The sequence below is a fragment of the Pararhizobium mangrovi genome (genome assembly GCF_006516965.1).
Classification (GTDB): domain Bacteria; phylum Pseudomonadota; class Alphaproteobacteria; order Rhizobiales; family Rhizobiaceae; genus Pararhizobium_B; species Pararhizobium_B mangrovi.
This window is the reverse complement of the sequence record NZ_VHLH01000001.1, coordinates 21729-38248: the sequence shown is the minus strand read 5'-3', so window position 1 is coordinate 38248 and position 16520 is coordinate 21729. Positions and strand designations below refer to the sequence as shown.

Here is a 16520-nt window from a genome sequence, read left to right as displayed (position 1 = left end):
GCCATGTAGGCGTCTCACCTACGGCGTTCAATCCGCCTGCCAGAAGGCAGGTACGGTTTCGGCGAGCCGCGCGCCGAGACGAAGCGGCGCCACCTTCTCCGCAAGGCCCGTGCGATCGGATATCTCGACGCCGAGCCCGCACACCGTCGCCGGGCCGGAGGCGACTTCGAAGCGGCCGCGCGGCAGCTTGGTGACGAAGCGCGAGAGCGGCTCCTCCTTGTCCATACCGAGCGAGGAATCGTAGTCGCCGCACATGCCGGCGTCGGACTGGTAGGCCGTGCCGCCGGGCAGGATCTGGCAGTCGGCCGTCGGGACGTGGGTATGCGTGCCGACGACGAGGCTCGCGCGCCCGTCGACGTGATGGCCGAAGCACTGCTTCTCGCTCGTCGCCTCGGCGTGGAAGTCGAAGACGACGGCATCCGCCTGCTCGCCGAGCGGACAGGCGGCGAGAATGGCTTCCGCCGCTGCGAAGGGATCGTCGAGGTCCGGCTGCATGAAGAGCCGCCCCATGACGTTGGCAACGAGCACACGCGCGCCGTTCTTCGTGGTGATCAGCGTCGATCCGCGGCCGGGCGTGCCGGACGGAAAGTTCGCGGGTCGCAGGAACCGGTCGTAGCGATCGGCGAAGGTCAGCGCCTCGCGCTGGTCCCAGACGTGATTGCCGGTCGTCACCACGTCCGCGCCGGCGTCGATGGTGTCGTTGAAGATCGATTCGGTGATGCCGAAGCCACCGGCCGCGTTTTCGCCGTTGACGATCACGCAGTCGAGCCTGAGATCGGAGACGAGACCCGGGAGCCGGTCGAAGACCGCGTGCCGTCCGGTACGCCCCACCATATCGCCGAGAAAGAGAAGTCGCATGGGGTCTCCCTAGCGCGTATCGTGAAAGGCGTCGGTCGCGAACGCGCGAAGCCCGGTTTCGGTGAGCACGCAATCGAGCGGATGGTCGTGCGGCTCGGTGGGCACCGCATCGATTTCCTGCAGGTCGAAGGCGATGCCGACGAGACGGGGATGGATTCCCTCGGCTACTTGGCGGGCGATCGCGCGATCGTAGTGTCCCGCCCCGTAGCCGATCCGGTGTCCGTTTCGATCGAACGCGGCGAGCGGCACGAGCATGAGGCCCGGATGAACGACGGCCGCGTCGGCATCCGGACCGAGCGTACCGAAACCCGTCGGCACGAGGGTCGCGCCGCGGATCAGTTCACGAAAGACGATGGTGGTGCTGTCGAGCACGACGGGAAGGCATAGCCGCGCGCCGCGCTCGGCGAGCGAGGCCATCAACGGACGCGGATCGGGTTCGGAGCGGATCGGCATGAAGCCGGCAACGATCGTGCCTGCCTCGAACGTCAACTGCCCGGCGCCGTGATCGGCAATCGCCATGCTCTTTTCGATACGGGTCTCTTCGGATAGCCCGTCGCGCGCATCGAGCGCCCGTCGCCGAAGCGTCGCCTTGTCGATCTCGCCCTCTCCCTTGCCTCGATGCCGGTCCATGGGTCTTAATCCATGAAGACATTGTGGCGAAAGCCCCGAAGGGCAAGCGACGATCGATGGAAGAGAAAGGTGTCGGACCGATGGGTCCGAATGCGATCCGCGACAACCGATGGATTATATACGATCCCGGGAACCTACACTGTAGGTGGGCGCCATATGCAAGAACCCACGGGCTCAAGCAGGGACAGCTCCCCTGAGATCGATTAAGGCCCCGGGGATTGTGAACCCTGTCGGGAAGCGCAGACCGCAAGACGGAATATAGACCGCGTCGCGCCCCCGGAAAAGAGCCTTGCTCCGTGGCCCGAGCGAATTTTCGAACGACGGGCCGCCGATTGCCGCAACGGTAAGGATGATCGCAATGCTGGAAGAAAGACAACGCTTGTTGGTCGATATGGCCCGAGACGCGATCCGCACCCGCTATTCGGCCGGACGCCACCACGTCGGCTGTGCGCTCGTTACGCGTTCGGGACGCATCTATACGGGCGTTCATCTCGAATGCACGATCGGGCGCATCACGGTCTGCGCCGAAGCGGTGGCGATCGGCGCGGCCGCAACGGCCGGAGACGCTGCAAGCATTGCCGCGATCGTCGCCGTACGCCAGCAGGGGCCCGACGATCCCGAGCCCCGCATTGTATCGCCGTGCGGCATGTGCCGGGAGATGATCGCCGACTACGCTCCGGACGCCGAAATCATCGTGCCGGGGCCGGATGGAGCCCGTATCGCATCCGTGCAAACCTTGCTTCCCGAACGGTATTCGCGCAGCTAATGACTGACCCATGGCGCTTCGCCGATCCGCCTCCGGCAGCAGCGCCGCCTCGAGCGGGGCGGTGTCCCAGGTGCCGCTGGCGATGAAGTGATGCATCCGGTCATAACCGACATCCTCGTCGCACGCCGCCATGGGCTGGATGCTCTTGCGATCGCCAGGACCGATAAGACCCGCCACGTAGGCCGGGCATATCCGTACCGGCGTCTTGTGCAGTAACCCCGCCGGGAACGGCAAGAGCCCTCAGTCCAGATCTCTGCGCCGGTCCGCTTCCAGCTTTGCTGAAGACCCTATGGATCATCGATCGGAACGCGTGGGAACCCTCAAATCGGTAACTGCCAAAGTAGCGCTAAGCAGAAGCCATTCGATCCCCTCCGATCCCCGCATGCCGGAAGCGGTGTCGGGAACCGTTCTCGCCATCGAACCGAACCTTACAATCCTCGAAGAAATCATCGCGGCGATCGCCGGTTAGGGTTCCCACGACATCAGGCGCGATTTCGCTCCATCGCCAATCGAACTTTCCGGCCGAGTACGCCAGTGTCATCTCGACAAAGGCGCGCTTTTCCCGCAAATCTGCATCGTGGTCGGGTTTCAGTCGCTTGCGAAATGCGGTGCCTGAACCCTTTTCCCTGTCGACGCGTTCCCGCTCGTCACCCACGGCGCCGCAGGCGGCGTCCCGCTGCTTGAACGCCGCTCCGGCGAAAGGTCTTCATGAACCTCTTGCTTTCGGCCGAGAGCGCGCTCTGGCTGCAGTTCGCCGTGTTCGCCGTCGCGACGGTCGTCATCCTCGTCGCGGGCTCGAAAATGAGCTTCCTCGCCGATCGCATCGCCGACCAGACCGGTTTCGGCGAGGCGCTGACGGGTGCGGTGCTGCTCGGCGCGGCGACCTCGCTGCCGGGCGTCATCACGTCGGCCTGGACGGCGTATAACGGCTACGCCTCGCTCGCCTATTCCAACGCCATCGGCGGCATCGCCGTGCAGAGCCTCTTTCTCGTCGTCGCGGACTTCTTCTACCGCCGCGCCAATCTCGAACATGCCGGCGCCGACATCTCCAACATCATCAACGGCTCGGTGCTGATCGCGCTTCTCGGTATCATGCTGGCTGCGAGCCTCGGCCCGGACATCACCGTCTTCGCGATCCACCCCGCATCGATCCTCATCTTCGTCGGCTATGTCTACGGGCTGTCGCTGGCACAGTCCTCGAGCGTCGATCCCATGTGGCGCGTCACCCCGACGCACGAAACGAAGGAGGACGAACCCGACGACGAGGCCAAACACACGCCGCTGAAGCGGACCATTCCGGGCTTTCTCCTCTGCCTCGTGCTCGTCGGCATCGCGGGTTTCGCCGTCGCGCAGATCGGGACGACCTTCGTCTCCTCGCTCGACGTCTCGCAAGGGCTCGTCGGAACGCTGCTGACGTCGACCGTCACGTCGCTGCCGGAGCTCGTCACGGCGATCGCGGCCGTGCGCGCAGGATCGCCGCAGCTCGCCGTTGGCGGCATCATCGGCGGCAACGCCTTCGACACCCTGTTTGCCGGTGTCGCCGATATTGCCTACCGTAACGGTTCGATCTACCACGCGATCACGGACGGAGAGCGCTTCCTGACGGCGATCGTGATCGCGATGACCGCGATCTTCGTGCTCGGCATGCTCCAGCGCGAACGCCGCAACATCGGCTTCGAGGGGTGGATAGTCGCAGCACTCTACGTCATCGCCGTGGCCAGTCTGGTCACGATGGGGTAAGGACGAAGAACGACCGTCCGCAGGCATTGAATCACGCGGACGGGCGAGCGAAGGGGAACCGAAGGACGCATATGAGCGAGGAACCGACGAAGGCGCCGCTCCTTTCGGTGCACGATCTTTCCGTCACCTTCCAGCAGGACGCGGCCGTATCGACCGCGGTCGATCGCATTTCCTTCGACATCGCGCCCGGCGAGACGCTCGCACTCGTCGGCGAATCCGGTTCGGGCAAATCGGTCTCCGCGCTTTCGGTCTTGAGGCTCCTGCCCTATCCGGCCGCGGCCCACCCGACCGGCGAGATCCGTTTCGAGGGCGAGGATCTGCTGGCGGTTTCCGACAAGCGTCTGAGGCAGGTGCGCGGCAACGGGATCACCATGATCTTCCAGGAGCCCATGACGTCGCTCAACCCGCTCCACACGATCGAACGCCAAATCGGCGAGGTTCTGGCGATCCATCAGGGCATGCGCGAGAAGCCGGCGCGCCAACGCACGCTCGAACTCCTGAACCAGGTCGGCATCCGCAATGCCGAAAGCCGGCTTTCGGCCTATCCGCACCAGCTTTCCGGCGGCCAGCGGCAACGCGTAATGATCGCCATGGCGCTCGCCAACCGGCCGAAGCTCTTGATCGCCGACGAGCCGACGACGGCACTCGACGTGACGGTGCAGGCGCAGATCCTCGATCTCCTCGGCAAGCTTCGCGACGAGTACCACATGGCCGTGCTCTTCATCACCCACGACCTCGGCATCGTGCGCAAGTTCGCCGACCGCGTGTGCGTGATGACGAACGGCAAGATCGTCGAACGCGGCCGGACCGAAGCGATCTTCGCCAAGCCCGAGCATCCCTATACGCGACACCTTCTTTCCGCCGAGCCGAAGGGTCGGCCGCCGGTCGCCGACCGGGAGGCACCGATCGTGCTTCAGGGCGAGGACGTGAAGGTGTGGTTCCCGGTGCGACGCGGCTTCCTGCGCCGCGTCGTCGACAACGTGAAGGCGATCGACGGCATCGACCTGACGCTGCGCGAAGGCCAGACGCTCGGCGTCGTCGGCGAATCCGGTTCCGGCAAGACGACGCTCGGTCTTGCGCTCACGCGCCTCATCGGCTCGAAGGGGCGCATCGCCTTCGTCGGCAGCGACATCGCGGAATACTCCTTCCGCGAGATGAAGCCGATGCGTAGCCGCATGCAGGTCGTCTTCCAGGATCCCTACGGCTCGCTCTCCCCGCGCATGTCCGTCGCCGACATCGTCGCGGAGGGCCTGCGCATCCACGAACCGACCCTGTCCTCGAGGCAGCGTGACGGCCGTGTGGCGGAAGCGCTCGGCGAAGTCGGCCTCGACCCGGCGACGCGCTGGCGCTATCCGCACGAGTTTTCCGGCGGTCAGCGCCAGCGCATCGCGATCGCGCGCGCCATGGTGCTGAAACCGAAATTCGTCATGCTCGACGAGCCGACCTCGGCGCTCGACATGAGTGTGCAGGCGCAGGTGGTCGATCTTCTGCGCGAACTGCAACGCAACCATTCGCTCGCCTATCTCTTCATCAGCCACGACCTGAAGGTCGTGCGTGCGCTTGCCAACGACGTCATCGTCATGCGCGACGGAAAGATCGTCGAGGAAGGCACGGCCGAGGCGATCTTCGACGCGCCGCAAACCGACTACACCAAGGCACTGATGGCGGCCGCCTTCAAACTGGAGACCGCACCGCGCGGCGTCGTGAACCAATGAGCGAGAAACCGATCGCCGACGGCGCAAGCCAGGTTGCAATGAAGAGCGAGGAACGCGGCTATGACGGTTTCCGCCCGGTCGACGTCTTCACCTTCGAACAGGAAGGCGCCTCCGTCACCCGGCAGGCGCTGCGCAGCCCGCCGATCGTCGCCGTCCTGCCCTTCGACCCCGATGCCGGCCGGATCGTTCTCATTCGCCAGTTCCGCATCGGCGGCCATCTGGCGAACGGGCGCGGCATGATGGTCGAAGTGGTCGCCGGGGCCGTCGATCCGGGCGAGGAGAACGAGGAAGCCGCACGGCGCGAACTGACCGAAGAGACGGGGCTCGTCGCAACCGACATGCGCGAGATCAACCGCTTCTGTTCGTCGCCCGGCATCACCGACGAGAACGTGACGCTCTATCTCGCACGCGTCAATTCGCGCGATCTTCTCGCGCGCGCCGGGCATGACGAGAACGAAATCATCCATCCCATTTCCTGCACGCCGGCCGATGCGATCGCCGCAGCCGACGACGGGCGCATCGCGAATGTCTTCACCCTGCTTGCGCTGAACTGGTTCGCAAGGCAGACGGAAGTTCCCTTTACGAGCGAGACAGACCGACCATGACGGAAAAAGGTACCGTCCTCCTTTCGATCACCGGCTTTCCCGCCGACGACTGGATGGCAGCCCTGACGGCCGCCGCCCCCGATCGACGCATCGTCAGCGAACCCGATGGACCCGAGGACGCCTCGATCCGCTATGCGGTCGTATGGAAGCCGGAGCCGGACGTGCTCTCGCGCCTTCCGAACCTTCAGGCGATCTTTTCCGTCGGGGCCGGCGTCGACCACGTCTTTGCCGCAGGCGAACCGCCGGCGGTACCGATCGTGCGCGCGGTCTCCTGGGATCTGACCATGCGCATGAGCGAATACGTCGTCTGGCGGGTGCTCGACCATCATCGAAGCGGGGCGGCCTATCGGCAGCGCCAGGCAAACCGGATCTGGGAAGAGGAACTGAACCAGCCGGCTGCGAGCGACGTGACCGTCGGCATCATGGGCCTCGGCGAACTCGGCACGGATGCGGCGGGAAAGCTCGCCAATCTCGGCTTCCGCGTAACCGGCTGGTCGCGAAGCGCGAAGACCGTGGATAACGTGACCTGTCACCACGGCGAGGACGGGCTTAAAACCTTCCTCTCCGATCTCGACATTCTCGTCGTCCTGCTGCCGCTGACGAAGGCGACCCGCCATATCGTCGACGGCGATCTCTTCGCGAAGATGAAGGAGCGCGGTCCGCTCGGCGCACCCATCCTGATCAACGCCGGTCGCGGAGGCCTGCAGGACGAGGCCGCGATCCTCACCGCGCTCGACGCCGGCCGCCTCGGCGCCGCATCACTCGACGTATTCGAGACGGAGCCGTTGCCCGCCAATAGCCCGCTATGGTCTCATCCGAAGGTCACGGTCACGCCACATGCCGCCGCAATCTCCGTACCGGCGGAACTGGTGCCGCCGATGGTACGCCAGATGGATGCCCACGAGGCCGGTGAACCGCTGAGCGATACGGTGGATCCGACGCGGCGCTACTAGGACTTCTCAGGTTCATACGGAAGCGCTCTGAGGCCTCGCGAACTCAGACGGCGCCGGCGATCCGTCGAAAGCAGGTCGGGGGGCCATAGGTCGCGGCGATGCGCGCCCTTGCCGCATCGAGCGGCTCGCGGGCCACGGCCATCGCGTGGCCGTTCGCGTGCAACAGGCTCTCGCCATCCTCCATGATGCCGACATGGCCTTTCCAGAAGATGAGATCGCCCCGGCGCAATCCGCCTTCCGCGGCCGGATCGAAGGCGTGGCCGAGCGAGCCTTCCTGCATGTCCGTATCGCGCAGGGCTTCGTGCCCGGCGAGCTGAAGGGAAAGCTGGACAAGACCGGAACAGTCGATGCCGAAGCCCGAGCGCCCGCCCCATAGATAGGGCGTGTGCAGGAAGCGGGTGGCGATCGAAACGTAGTCCGCCGCCGCCGGTTCGTGCACCGGACGGCAGTGATCGGCGACGACGGCACCGCCGCCGGCAAGCCGGAAGTAACGGGTTCCGCGCGTTTCGGCCTCGCCGTCGATTGCGATCAGGCTGCCGGCCGAAACCGTGTCCGTCGGCGGAAGGCGCAGGTCGGCATCCGGATAGACGAACGTGCGTTGCGCGACGATCCGGTGCGTCGGCGCGAACGTGCCGGAACGAAGGGTTCCCTCCTCGACATAACCGACATAGCCGTCGCGCTTTGCCTGGACCCAGCACCAGCCGGCGGCGTGCTCGAAGATTTCGACCGCCTCGCCGAGCAGCAGTTGCGTGTCGGTGCCGGCCTCGCGCCGCGGAGCGCGCTTGAGGTCGGCGACCGAGGCGACGACATGGCACGGTTTCGCTTCCACATACGTCGCGGCCTCGGCCGTATCCTTCAGCCGGACGTCGGCAAGGTCCTTTCGATAGGCGTGAAGGCGCTGGTCGAGCGCATCGGACATGGCTTCATCTCCTATTTCCGGCAAGCCGCAGCCTTAAGCTTGCCGGCGCGTTCGGAAGGGTCGGTTCAGGCCTCGCCGTAGCGTTCGCGCAGGACGCGGTAGAGCGCGCGGATGCCCTGTGCTTCGCCGCCGACCGGCGCATGGGGCTTGGCCTTGGGGTTCCAGCCATAGATGTCGAAATGCGCCCAGCGCGTGCCGGGCTCGACGAAGCGGTTCAGGAACAGGGCGGCGGTGATCGAACCGGCGAAGCCGCCGGACGGCGCGTTGGTGATGTCGGCGACCTTCGTCGTTAGCATGTCGTCATAGGCGGCGACGAGCGGCATGCGCCAGAGCGGATCGTGTTCGGCTTCGCTGGCGGCCGAAAGCGCGCCGGCAAGTGCCGTATCGTGGGTGTAGAAGGGTGCGACGTCGGGACCGAGCGCCACACGGGCGGCACCCGTCAGCGTCGCCATGTCGATCAGCAGATCGGGGGTTTCCTCGCAGGCGAGCGCCAGCGCGTCGGCCAGCACCAGACGGCCTTCGGCGTCGGTGTTGTCGATCTGCACCGTCAGCCCCTTGCGGCTCGTCAGGATGTCGCTCGGCCGGAAGGCGTTGCCGGCAATCGCGTTTTCGACGGCGGGCACCAGCACGCGCAGATCCACGTCGAGCCCGGCATCCATGACCATGAGCGCGAGCCCCATGACGTTCGCGGCACCGCCCATGTCCTTCTTCATGAGCAGCATCGACGACGGCGGCTTGATGTCGAGCCCGCCCGTATCGAAGCAGACGCCCTTTCCGACCAGCGTGACCTTGGGCGCGCCCGTCCGGCCCCAGCGCATGTCGAGGAGGCGCGGTGCCTCCGCGCCGGCACGGCCGACGGCATGGATCATCGGGAAGTTTTCGTCGAGAAGCGCGTCGCCGCTCGTCACCGAGACGTTCGCGCCATAGTGCGCGCCGAGGCGGCGGAACGCATCCTCCAGCGCTTCGGGGCCCATGTGGTTGGTCGGCAGGTTGACGAGGTCGCGGGCGAGGAAGACGCCGGCCGTCTGGCGATCGAGCTCGGCCCTTTCCGAACCGTCCGGCGGGCAGAGCCGTGCCTTCGTCTCCGGCGCGCTCTTGAACCGGTCGAAGCGGTAGCTGCCGAGCGAAAAGCCGAGGGCGGCGGCGTGGACCTCGACGTCGCCGGCGGCGAGGTACCAGTTGCCCTCCGGCAGCCGCTGCGCAAGCGAGCCGGTGACGAACGGAGCGTCCTTCGGCGCATCGCCGAGACCGAGCAGGGCGGCGGCGAGAACGCCGCCCGCACCCGGTACCGGCAGGAATTCGCCCGACTTCGCCTTGAAGCCGTTCGCACGCACCCATTCGCGTGCCCCCTCGTCCAGGTCCTCGCCTTCCAGTTCGCCGGGCGTCAAGGCGTAGATGGGACGACCATCCTTCGCGGCGTCGGCGAAGACACTGGCGCGCTCGAAGTAGGAGAAGGCGGACATCGGCGACCTTTCTTGCCGGCGCTGCCGCCGGCGATGAATTAACGCTCTGTTAGCGTTAACGGAATATTGCTGAACCAAGGGTGACGGGATGCCAAGCCTAAGCCACCCGCAAGGCGCCGGCAAGGGACGCCGACGAGCGTAGCCGGCATGCACGAGGGCCGGTATCGACCGGCAGCATTCGGGGTTGGGGCATGATACGCGTCGACAGGCCGCACGGGCGGATATCCAGAATCATGATGGGCGCATCGGCGGCGACGCTGATGATCGCGCTCGCCGGCTGCGCCACGAACGGCACCATGACCACCGGCTCGCTCGGCAGGCGCGCAGCGCCGCGCGTCTCACAGATGACGCCGAGCCAGCTCGCCGATGCCGAACGTCGCATCGGTGCGCTCTACGACCAGAAGCCGGACGATCGCCGCATCGGCATGTCCTACGCGACGATCCTGCGCATGACCGGCGACAACGATCAGGCGCTGGCGGTGATGCGCCAGATGGCGATCAAGTTTCCCAACGACCGCGAGGTTCTCGCCGCCTACGGCAAGGCCCAGGCCGCGGCGGGTCAGCTCGAACAGGCGCTCTCGACGATCGAGCGCGCGCAGACACCGGACCGTCCGGACTGGCGGCTGCTTTCCGCCCGCGGAGCGATCCTCGACCAGCTCGGCCGGACCGACGAGGCGCGCAACGCCTATCGCAAGGCCCTCGACATCCGTCCGAACGAAGCCTCCACCCTTTCCAATCTCGGCATGTCCTACGTGCTGACCGGCGATCTCCAGACGGCGGAAAGCTATCTGCGCAAGGCGGCGGCACAACCCGACGCCGACACGCGCGTACGCCAGAACCTTGCCTTGGTCGTCGGACTCCAGGGACGCTTCAAGGAAGCCGAAAGGCTTGCCACCGAAGACCTGCCGAAGGAACAGGCGGAGGCCAACATGGCCTATCTGGAAAAGGTCCTCTCCCAGCAGAATTCCTGGAAGAAGCTTTCCGCGTCGAACAAGGACGGCGGAAAGACGGGGTAACCGCCGCAGCGGCATTCAAACCCGCGACCTTCAGCGGCGAGCGCTTCGAACCGGTTTTATCGGCACCGAAGCGATCACGGACGATCCGTGCCGAAGAGGCTTCGCGGATCAGCCGAAATTGTTCATGACCTGGATGATCGCCGGTCCGAGAATGACGCCGAAAAGCACCGGCAGGAAGAACAGGATCATCGGCACCGTCAGCTTGGGCGGCAGGGCTGCGGCCTTCTTCTCGGCCTCCATCATCCGCTCGTCGCGGCTTTCCTGTGCAAGCACGCGAAGCGCCTGCGAGATCGGCGTGCCGTAGCGCTCGGCCTGGATGAGCGCCTGCGCAACGGATTTCACCGCATCCAGACCCGTCCGCTGACCGAGATTCTCGAAGGCGACCCGACGATCCTGCAGATAGGAAAGCTCCGCGTTCGTCAGAATCAGTTCCTCGCCGAGCGGGGCGGACTGAATGGCGATCTCGTCGGCAACGCGCCGCAACGCCTGCTCGATCGAAACGCCGGACTCCACGCAGATGAGAAGCAGATCGAGTGCGTCCGGCCAGGCGATGCGGATCGACTTCTGCCGCTTCGACACGCGATTGGATAGAAAGACGATCGGCGCGTAAAAGCCGCCATAGGCCGCACCGATACAGACCAGGAAACGCACCATCATCGGGCGCTGCGAAAGGCCGCCGAGGACGAACAGGTAGACGAGCGCGAATGCCAGGAAGACGAAGGGCAGCACGAAGCGGGCGAAGAGGAAGATGTTGAGCGCATTCTGCGAGCGAAGGCCGGCGGCGCGCAGCTTGTTCGTCGTCGATGCGTCGGCGAGCGCATCCTTCAGGTTCAGCCGTTCGACGATCTCGCGCACGGAGGTGTTGTTCTTGCGGCGCAGGCCCGCCTTCTGGGCGTTCTGTTCGGAGTTGAGCCGCGCCCGCTCGCGTGCGCGGATCTGGTCGCGCTCCAGCGCCGCCGAACGCATCCGGCCGGCGAGCGTGTCGCGCTCGAAATACGGCACGACGAGCGTATAGAGCGTCGCGAAGACGGCGACGGCGACGAGAACCGCCATGACGAAGGACGGATTGGTCAGCGTGGCGGCAAAAGAAGTGAACATGGCGCCCTAGACCTCGAAATTGATCATGTTGCGCATGACGAGGATGCCGATCGTCATCCAGACCGCGGAAGCGCCTAGGATGAGATGGCCGCGTACGTCGGTAAAGAGCACCGTCATGTAGTCGGGCGACGTCAGGTAGACGAGCGTCGCGACGATGAAGGGCAGCGAACCGATGATCGCGGCCGACGCCTTCGCCTCCATCGAGAGCGCCTGCACCTTTGCCTTCATCTTCTTTCGATCCCGCAGGACGCGCGAAAGGTTGCCGAGCGCTTCGGAAAGGTTGCCGCCGGCCTGTGCCTGGATGGCGATGACGATGGCGAAGAAGTTCGCCTCCGGCAGCGGGATGTTCTTGTACATGCGCGCGCAGGCGTCCGGAACGCTCATGCCCATCTGCTGCGATTCGACGACGCGCTGGAATTCCGTCTTGACCGGCTCCTGCCCGTCGGACGCGATGAGGCGCATGGCGTCCGGCAGCGGCAGGCCGGAGCGGATGGAACGCACCATGATGTCGAGCGCATTGGGAAATTCGTTCATGAAAGCGCCGAGGCGCCGCTTGCGCAGGAAGCCGATGACCCAGCGCGGCAGCCCGAGGCCGGCGACGATGGCGGCACCGGCGACGACATAGATCGGTAGCCCTGCGATCAACGTGACGAACGCAAAGAAGAAGCCCGCGATGGCGCTGAAGATGACGAATTGCTGCGTCGAAAGCGACAGTCCCGCCTGCCGGATGCGATCCTTGAGCGGCGGTGCCTTGGTCCGGCTGTCCTCCTTTTGTCGTTCCTCGAGCCCCTTCAGCGAGTCCTGAACGGATTTGCGGCGCTTGTTCGCCTCCGTCATGCGCTCGCGTGCCGCCTTGGCGTTGGCACGATCCGTATGGGCATCCTTGACGCGACGCATGCGCCCGTCGGTGCGCTTGGCGCTCTCGAAGCGCGAGAAGAGCAGCGCATAAAGGACCGCGGCGACGGCGACGGCCACGAGCAGCGTCAGAACGACGACATTCAGTCCCGGCCCGAACATCGCCTCAGGACCCCCGCGAAGGCGTGGTCGGGGTGATGTAAACGGCATGTCGCCGGCTCGCTCCTGCCTTGCGCCGTTCCTGTCCAGCTATGCGCCGCATGTCCCTTGCCCCCAAAATCCGATCGTGAACCGAACCGGTCACGCGGCCCTCAGGCCTTCGTCTCGTCCATCGCGTCGAGCGCCGCCGCAAGGCGCTTTTCCTCGCCGTAGTAGCGCGCGCGATCCCAGAAATGCGGGCGGCCGATACCGGTGGACTTGTGCTGGCCGATGATCCGGCCGTCCGCGTCCTCGCCCTCCATGTCGAAGGTCATGAGATCCTGGGTGATGATGACGTCACCCTCCATGCCCAGCACTTCGGTGATGTGCGTGATGCGTCGCGAGCCGTCGCGAAGCCGGGTCGCCTGGATCACGACGTCGACCGAGCCGGTGATGATTTCGCGCACGGTCTTTGCCGGCAGGGCGTAGCCGCCCATGGCGATCATCGACTCCATGCGCGACAGGCATTCGCGCGGTGAGTTGGCGTGGATCGTGCCCATCGAGCCGTCGTGGCCGGTGTTCATCGCCTGCAAGAGATCGAAGACCTCCGGTCCGCGCACTTCGCCGACGATGATGCGTTCGGGCCGCATGCGCAGGCAGTTCTTGACGAGGTCGCGCATCGTCACCTGCCCCTCGCCCTCGATGTTGGGCGGGCGCGTTTCGAGGCGTACGACGTGCGGCTGCTGGAGCTGGAGCTCGGCGGAATCCTCGCAGGTGATGATGCGTTCGTCGGTGTCGATATAGCGCGTCAGGCAGTTCAGAAGCGTCGTCTTGCCCGAGCCCGTGCCGCCGGAAATTACGATGTTGCAGCGCACCCGGCCGATGATCTGGAGGATCGTCGCGCCTTCCGGAGTGATCGTCCCGTACTTGACGAGCTGGTCGAGGGTGAGCTTGTCCTTCTTGAACTTCCGGATCGTCAGGGCCGTTCCGTCGATGGCGAGCGGCGGAGCGATGACGTTGACGCGCGAGCCGTCCGGCAGGCGCGCGTCGCAGATCGGGCTCGATTCGTCGACGCGTCGGCCGACCTGGCTGACGATGCGCTGGCAGATCGACAGGAGCTGGCCGTTGTCGCGGAAGCGGATCTCGGACTCCTCGGTCCGCCCGTTCACTTCGATGAAGGTCTGGCCGGAGCCGTTGACCATGATGTCGGCGATGTCGTCGCGCGCCAGAAGCGGCTCGAGCGGCCCGTAGCCGAGCACGTCGTTGCAGATATCCTCGAGCAGTTCTTCCTGCTCGGAGATCGACATCGCGAAGTTCTTGATGGTGATGATGTCGTTGACGATGTCGCGGATTTCCTCGCGCGCGCTCTCCATGTCGAGCTTGGCGAGCTGCGAGAGATCGATCGTGTCGATCAGCGCCGAAAAGACCTGGGACTTGGTGTCGTAGTAGGATTCCGTGCGGGCACTGCGCCGGCGCGGCGCCGGCTGGCTCACCGTCTGCGGAGAAATCTTGGCGGGCTTGGGCGTGTTCGGTTCCACCGGCTCATGCGCCGATCCCTTCTCGCGTGCGGGCGAAGGCTCGCGCGTCTGCGTGCCTTCGTATTCGGGGGCGAGCGGCGCGGCTTCGGCGGCCTGCGTTTCGACCACCTTGCCGCGCGCGAGATCGTTCTGGGTGCGCTTTCCGAACATGCGAGTGCCTTCGTGAATTTCCTGTGGCGGCCCCGGCTACTTGCGGGCGAGCCGCTGCATGATGCCGGCAAGGCCGCCGCGGCGCGGGCGATGCGCCTCGATCCGGCCCGTGAGAATGTGGGCGAGCTGGGAGAAGGTCTCGGACGTCGTCGATTTCGGGCTCATCTCGGCGATCATCCGGCCGCTGTTGGCCGCCGATCCGAAGAGCTGGCTGTCGAAGGGCACCAGCGCGACCGGCTGGACGCCGAGCGGCTCGCAGAAATCGTCGGGCCCGATCTCCGGACGCTTCGGCACGCCCACCTGGTTGAGCACGAGATGCGGCGGGCGGTCGTCCGGCCTCAGCTTGGCGAGCGCATCGAAGAGGTTCTTCGTGTTGCGCAGATTGGCAAGGTCCGGCACCGCGGTGACGACGATCTCGTCGGCCTCGCCGAGCACGCTGCGGTGCCATTCGGACCAGCCATGCGGCACGTCGAGAATGCTGACGGGCGCATTGCGGCGCAGGATCTCGACGAGCGGAGCGAAGCTGTCGCTCTTGAAATCGTAGGTGCGGTCGAGAAGCGAAGGCGCCGCAAGCAGGGACAGATTGTCCGAGCACCGCGCGAGCAGCCGGTCGAGGAACACCTCGTCCAGGCGATCGGGCGAATGAACCGCTTCGGCGATGCCCTGCGGCGGATCGCGGTCGAAATCGATGCTCGCCGTGCCGAAGGCGAGATCGAGATCGGCAAGGACCGTCTCGGTCTCGAACAGGTCGGAGATGCCGAAGGCGCAATTATGGGCGATCGTCGAGGAGCCGACGCCGCCCTTGGCGCCGACGAAGGCGATCGACCGGCCGAGCGGCTCGGCTTCGGGATCGACGAAGATGGTCGCGATGCAGGCGAGCACGTCGGCGAGCGAGACCGGCGCGACGAGGTATTCCGAAATGCCGTTCCGCACGAGTTCGCGATAGAGCGCGATGTCGTTGAAATGGCCGACGAGCACCACCTTGGTCGTCGGGTCGCATACGTCGGCGAGCGGCGCCAGCGTCTCCATGACGTCCTTCGGCTGGGCGGTCACCTCGAGCAGGATGAGGTTCGGCGTCGGCGCGGTCTCGAACATCGAAACCGCAGCCTGGATGCCGCCATGGGTCACGCGCAGATTGACCTTCGCCATGCGCCGGTCCTGACCGCAACGCTCGATCGTGCGGAAGAGCCCCTCGCTTTCGCAGAACGCCTGCACGGAAATGCGCGGAAGCGGCCGGATCTCGTCGACACGCATGCCGGCGGTCTCTTCCTGGAAGGCTCCCACGTCTTCTTCTCGGGCGATGTCACTCATCTCGATTTCCCGTCTGTTCGATCCACCTGCGCGAAGCGCGTGCGTGGCACGTTCCTATTGCGATGAGGATCCGCCGCCCGTGCCGTTCTGGACGTAGTTGTCGTAGACGACCGTGCGCCGCTGCGAATCGATCGGCGACATGCCGCGCGGGGCGATGAGGTCGCCCGGATTGTCGATCTCGGCGGCGAGGTTGTTCTGCATCGCGCAGCCGAAATTCTCGTAGCTCTCGTTGCCCGGCTGGTCCGCAAGGTCCTTCGGCCAGCGTCCGCATGCGTCGGTATGCGCATCAAGCCCCTGATAGAGGAGGCGGATCGGCGCTTCCTCGTAACCGCTGGCATCGTAGCGCGAGACGACAATGCGGCCTGCGGGCACGCCGCGCCGCGCGAGCACGCGGCGCACCTGCGGCATCATGCGCCCGGCGGCGGCCGTGTTCACCGAGCCGTCCGGCACGAGCACGTGCATGAGGCCGGCCTCGTCCTTTTCGAAATCGTCGGCGAAGCCGCGCACGATGTCGGCGTTGCCGCTCGTCAGCGAGCGGGCGCCGGCGGCGACCGGCACGTCGAGCGTCTTGGCGCGCGAGGAAACCACGATCGGATGGCGCGTGCGATAGTCCGTCGGCACCGAGCCGACGATCACGCTGTGGGCCGGCGGGCCGCCGACGCAACCGGCGAGCTGGAGGACGGAAAGGGCGAGAACGCCGAGCCCGGCGGCACGCAGCCTTCGGCCGCCCCCGATGCGTGTCGAATTGATCATCCCCATGCCCCG

Annotated in this window: 16 protein-coding genes, 1 other RNA gene and 1 pseudogene; 6 read left to right on the top strand and 12 right to left on the bottom strand. The window is 65.8% G+C overall.

Features of this window, described 5'->3' with window-relative positions; translation table 11 throughout:
- Window positions 1-27: 27 nt before the first annotated feature.
- The 3 genes from FJU11_RS00200 to ssrS all read right to left on the bottom strand — a co-directional run bounded on the left by FJU11_RS00200 (window position 28) and on the right by ssrS (window position 1737).
- Window positions 28-858, bottom strand: coding sequence for a TIGR00282 family metallophosphoesterase (locus FJU11_RS00200; protein ID WP_141164987.1), 831 nt, complete (start codon window positions 856-858; stop codon window positions 28-30).
- Window positions 859-867: 9 nt separating this feature from the next.
- Window positions 868-1488, bottom strand: coding sequence for a 5-formyltetrahydrofolate cyclo-ligase (locus FJU11_RS00195; protein ID WP_141164986.1), 621 nt, complete (start codon window positions 1486-1488; stop codon window positions 868-870).
- Window positions 1489-1578: 90 nt separating this feature from the next.
- A non-coding RNA gene (gene ssrS, locus FJU11_RS00190) (6S RNA) lies at window positions 1579-1737 on the bottom strand.
- A gap of 100 nt (window positions 1738-1837) precedes the next feature.
- Here ssrS and FJU11_RS00185 point away from each other — a divergent pair.
- Window positions 1838-2254, top strand: coding sequence for a cytidine deaminase (locus tag FJU11_RS00185; RefSeq protein ID WP_328591713.1), 417 nt, complete (start codon window positions 1838-1840; stop codon window positions 2252-2254).
- Between the two features lie 21 nt (window positions 2255-2275).
- On the opposite strand, the pseudogene FJU11_RS00180 reads toward FJU11_RS00185, so the two are convergent.
- Window positions 2276-2488: pseudogene (locus tag FJU11_RS00180) on the bottom strand (transposase); the annotation flags it as partial.
- A gap of 112 nt (window positions 2489-2600) precedes the next feature.
- Complete coding sequence (locus tag FJU11_RS00175; protein WP_141164984.1) at window positions 2601-2909, bottom strand: hypothetical protein; 309 nt, start codon at window positions 2907-2909, stop codon at window positions 2601-2603.
- A 53-nt stretch (window positions 2910-2962) separates the two neighbouring features.
- Between FJU11_RS00175 and FJU11_RS00170 the strand changes: the two genes are divergently transcribed.
- The 4 genes from FJU11_RS00170 (at window position 2963) to FJU11_RS00155 (ending at window position 7267) form a co-directional block, all read left to right on the top strand.
- Window positions 2963-3994, top strand: coding sequence for a sodium:calcium antiporter (locus FJU11_RS00170; protein WP_210242818.1), 1032 nt, complete (start codon window positions 2963-2965; stop codon window positions 3992-3994).
- 71 nt (window positions 3995-4065) lie between these two features.
- Complete coding sequence (locus FJU11_RS00165) at window positions 4066-5709, top strand: ABC transporter ATP-binding protein (RefSeq protein ID WP_141164983.1); 1644 nt, start codon at window positions 4066-4068, stop codon at window positions 5707-5709.
- Complete coding sequence (locus FJU11_RS00160) at window positions 5706-6314, top strand: NUDIX domain-containing protein (RefSeq protein WP_141164982.1); 609 nt, start codon at window positions 5706-5708, stop codon at window positions 6312-6314. The genes FJU11_RS00165 and FJU11_RS00160 overlap by 4 nt, the downstream gene beginning before the upstream one ends.
- Window positions 6311-7267, top strand: coding sequence for a 2-hydroxyacid dehydrogenase (locus FJU11_RS00155; protein ID WP_141164981.1), 957 nt, complete (start codon window positions 6311-6313; stop codon window positions 7265-7267). The genes FJU11_RS00160 and FJU11_RS00155 overlap by 4 nt, the downstream gene beginning before the upstream one ends.
- A gap of 43 nt (window positions 7268-7310) precedes the next feature.
- On the opposite strand, the gene FJU11_RS00150 is transcribed toward FJU11_RS00155, so the two are convergent.
- Both FJU11_RS00150 and FJU11_RS00145 read right to left on the bottom strand, forming a co-directional pair.
- Window positions 7311-8186 (bottom strand): C40 family peptidase, encoded by an 876-nt coding sequence (locus FJU11_RS00150; protein WP_141164980.1) that lies wholly within the window; start codon window positions 8184-8186, stop codon window positions 7311-7313.
- A gap of 65 nt (window positions 8187-8251) precedes the next feature.
- Window positions 8252-9649 carry a leucyl aminopeptidase family protein gene (locus FJU11_RS00145; protein WP_141164979.1) on the bottom strand — a complete coding sequence of 466 codons (1398 nt, stop codon included), beginning with the start codon at window positions 9647-9649 and terminating at the stop codon, window positions 8252-8254.
- Between the two features lie 233 nt (window positions 9650-9882).
- Here FJU11_RS00145 and FJU11_RS00140 point away from each other — a divergent pair, with 233 nt between their 5' ends.
- Entirely contained in the window at window positions 9883-10665 is a 783-nt protein-coding gene (locus FJU11_RS00140) for a tetratricopeptide repeat protein (RefSeq protein ID WP_328591711.1), read from the top strand.
- Between the two features lie 108 nt (window positions 10666-10773).
- Here FJU11_RS00140 and FJU11_RS00135 read toward each other — a convergent pair whose 3' ends face one another.
- From FJU11_RS00135 to FJU11_RS00115, 5 genes are all read right to left on the bottom strand, one after another.
- Complete coding sequence (locus tag FJU11_RS00135) at window positions 10774-11763, bottom strand: type II secretion system F family protein (RefSeq protein ID WP_141164977.1); 990 nt, start codon at window positions 11761-11763, stop codon at window positions 10774-10776.
- A 6-nt stretch (window positions 11764-11769) separates the two neighbouring features.
- Complete coding sequence (locus FJU11_RS00130) at window positions 11770-12780, bottom strand: type II secretion system F family protein (RefSeq protein ID WP_141164976.1); 1011 nt, start codon at window positions 12778-12780, stop codon at window positions 11770-11772.
- 149 nt (window positions 12781-12929) lie between these two features.
- A complete protein-coding gene (locus tag FJU11_RS00125; RefSeq protein ID WP_235890695.1) occupies window positions 12930-14444 on the bottom strand; it encodes a CpaF family protein in 1515 nt (504 codons plus the stop codon).
- Window positions 14445-14480: 36 nt separating this feature from the next.
- A complete protein-coding gene (locus FJU11_RS00120) occupies window positions 14481-15698 on the bottom strand; it encodes an AAA family ATPase (protein ID WP_235890735.1) in 1218 nt (405 codons plus the stop codon).
- Window positions 15699-15809: 111 nt separating this feature from the next.
- Window positions 15810-16508 carry a CpaD family pilus assembly protein gene (locus tag FJU11_RS00115; protein WP_181407978.1) on the bottom strand — a complete coding sequence of 233 codons (699 nt, stop codon included), beginning with the start codon at window positions 16506-16508 and terminating at the stop codon, window positions 15810-15812.
- Window positions 16509-16520: the final 12 nt, after the last annotated feature.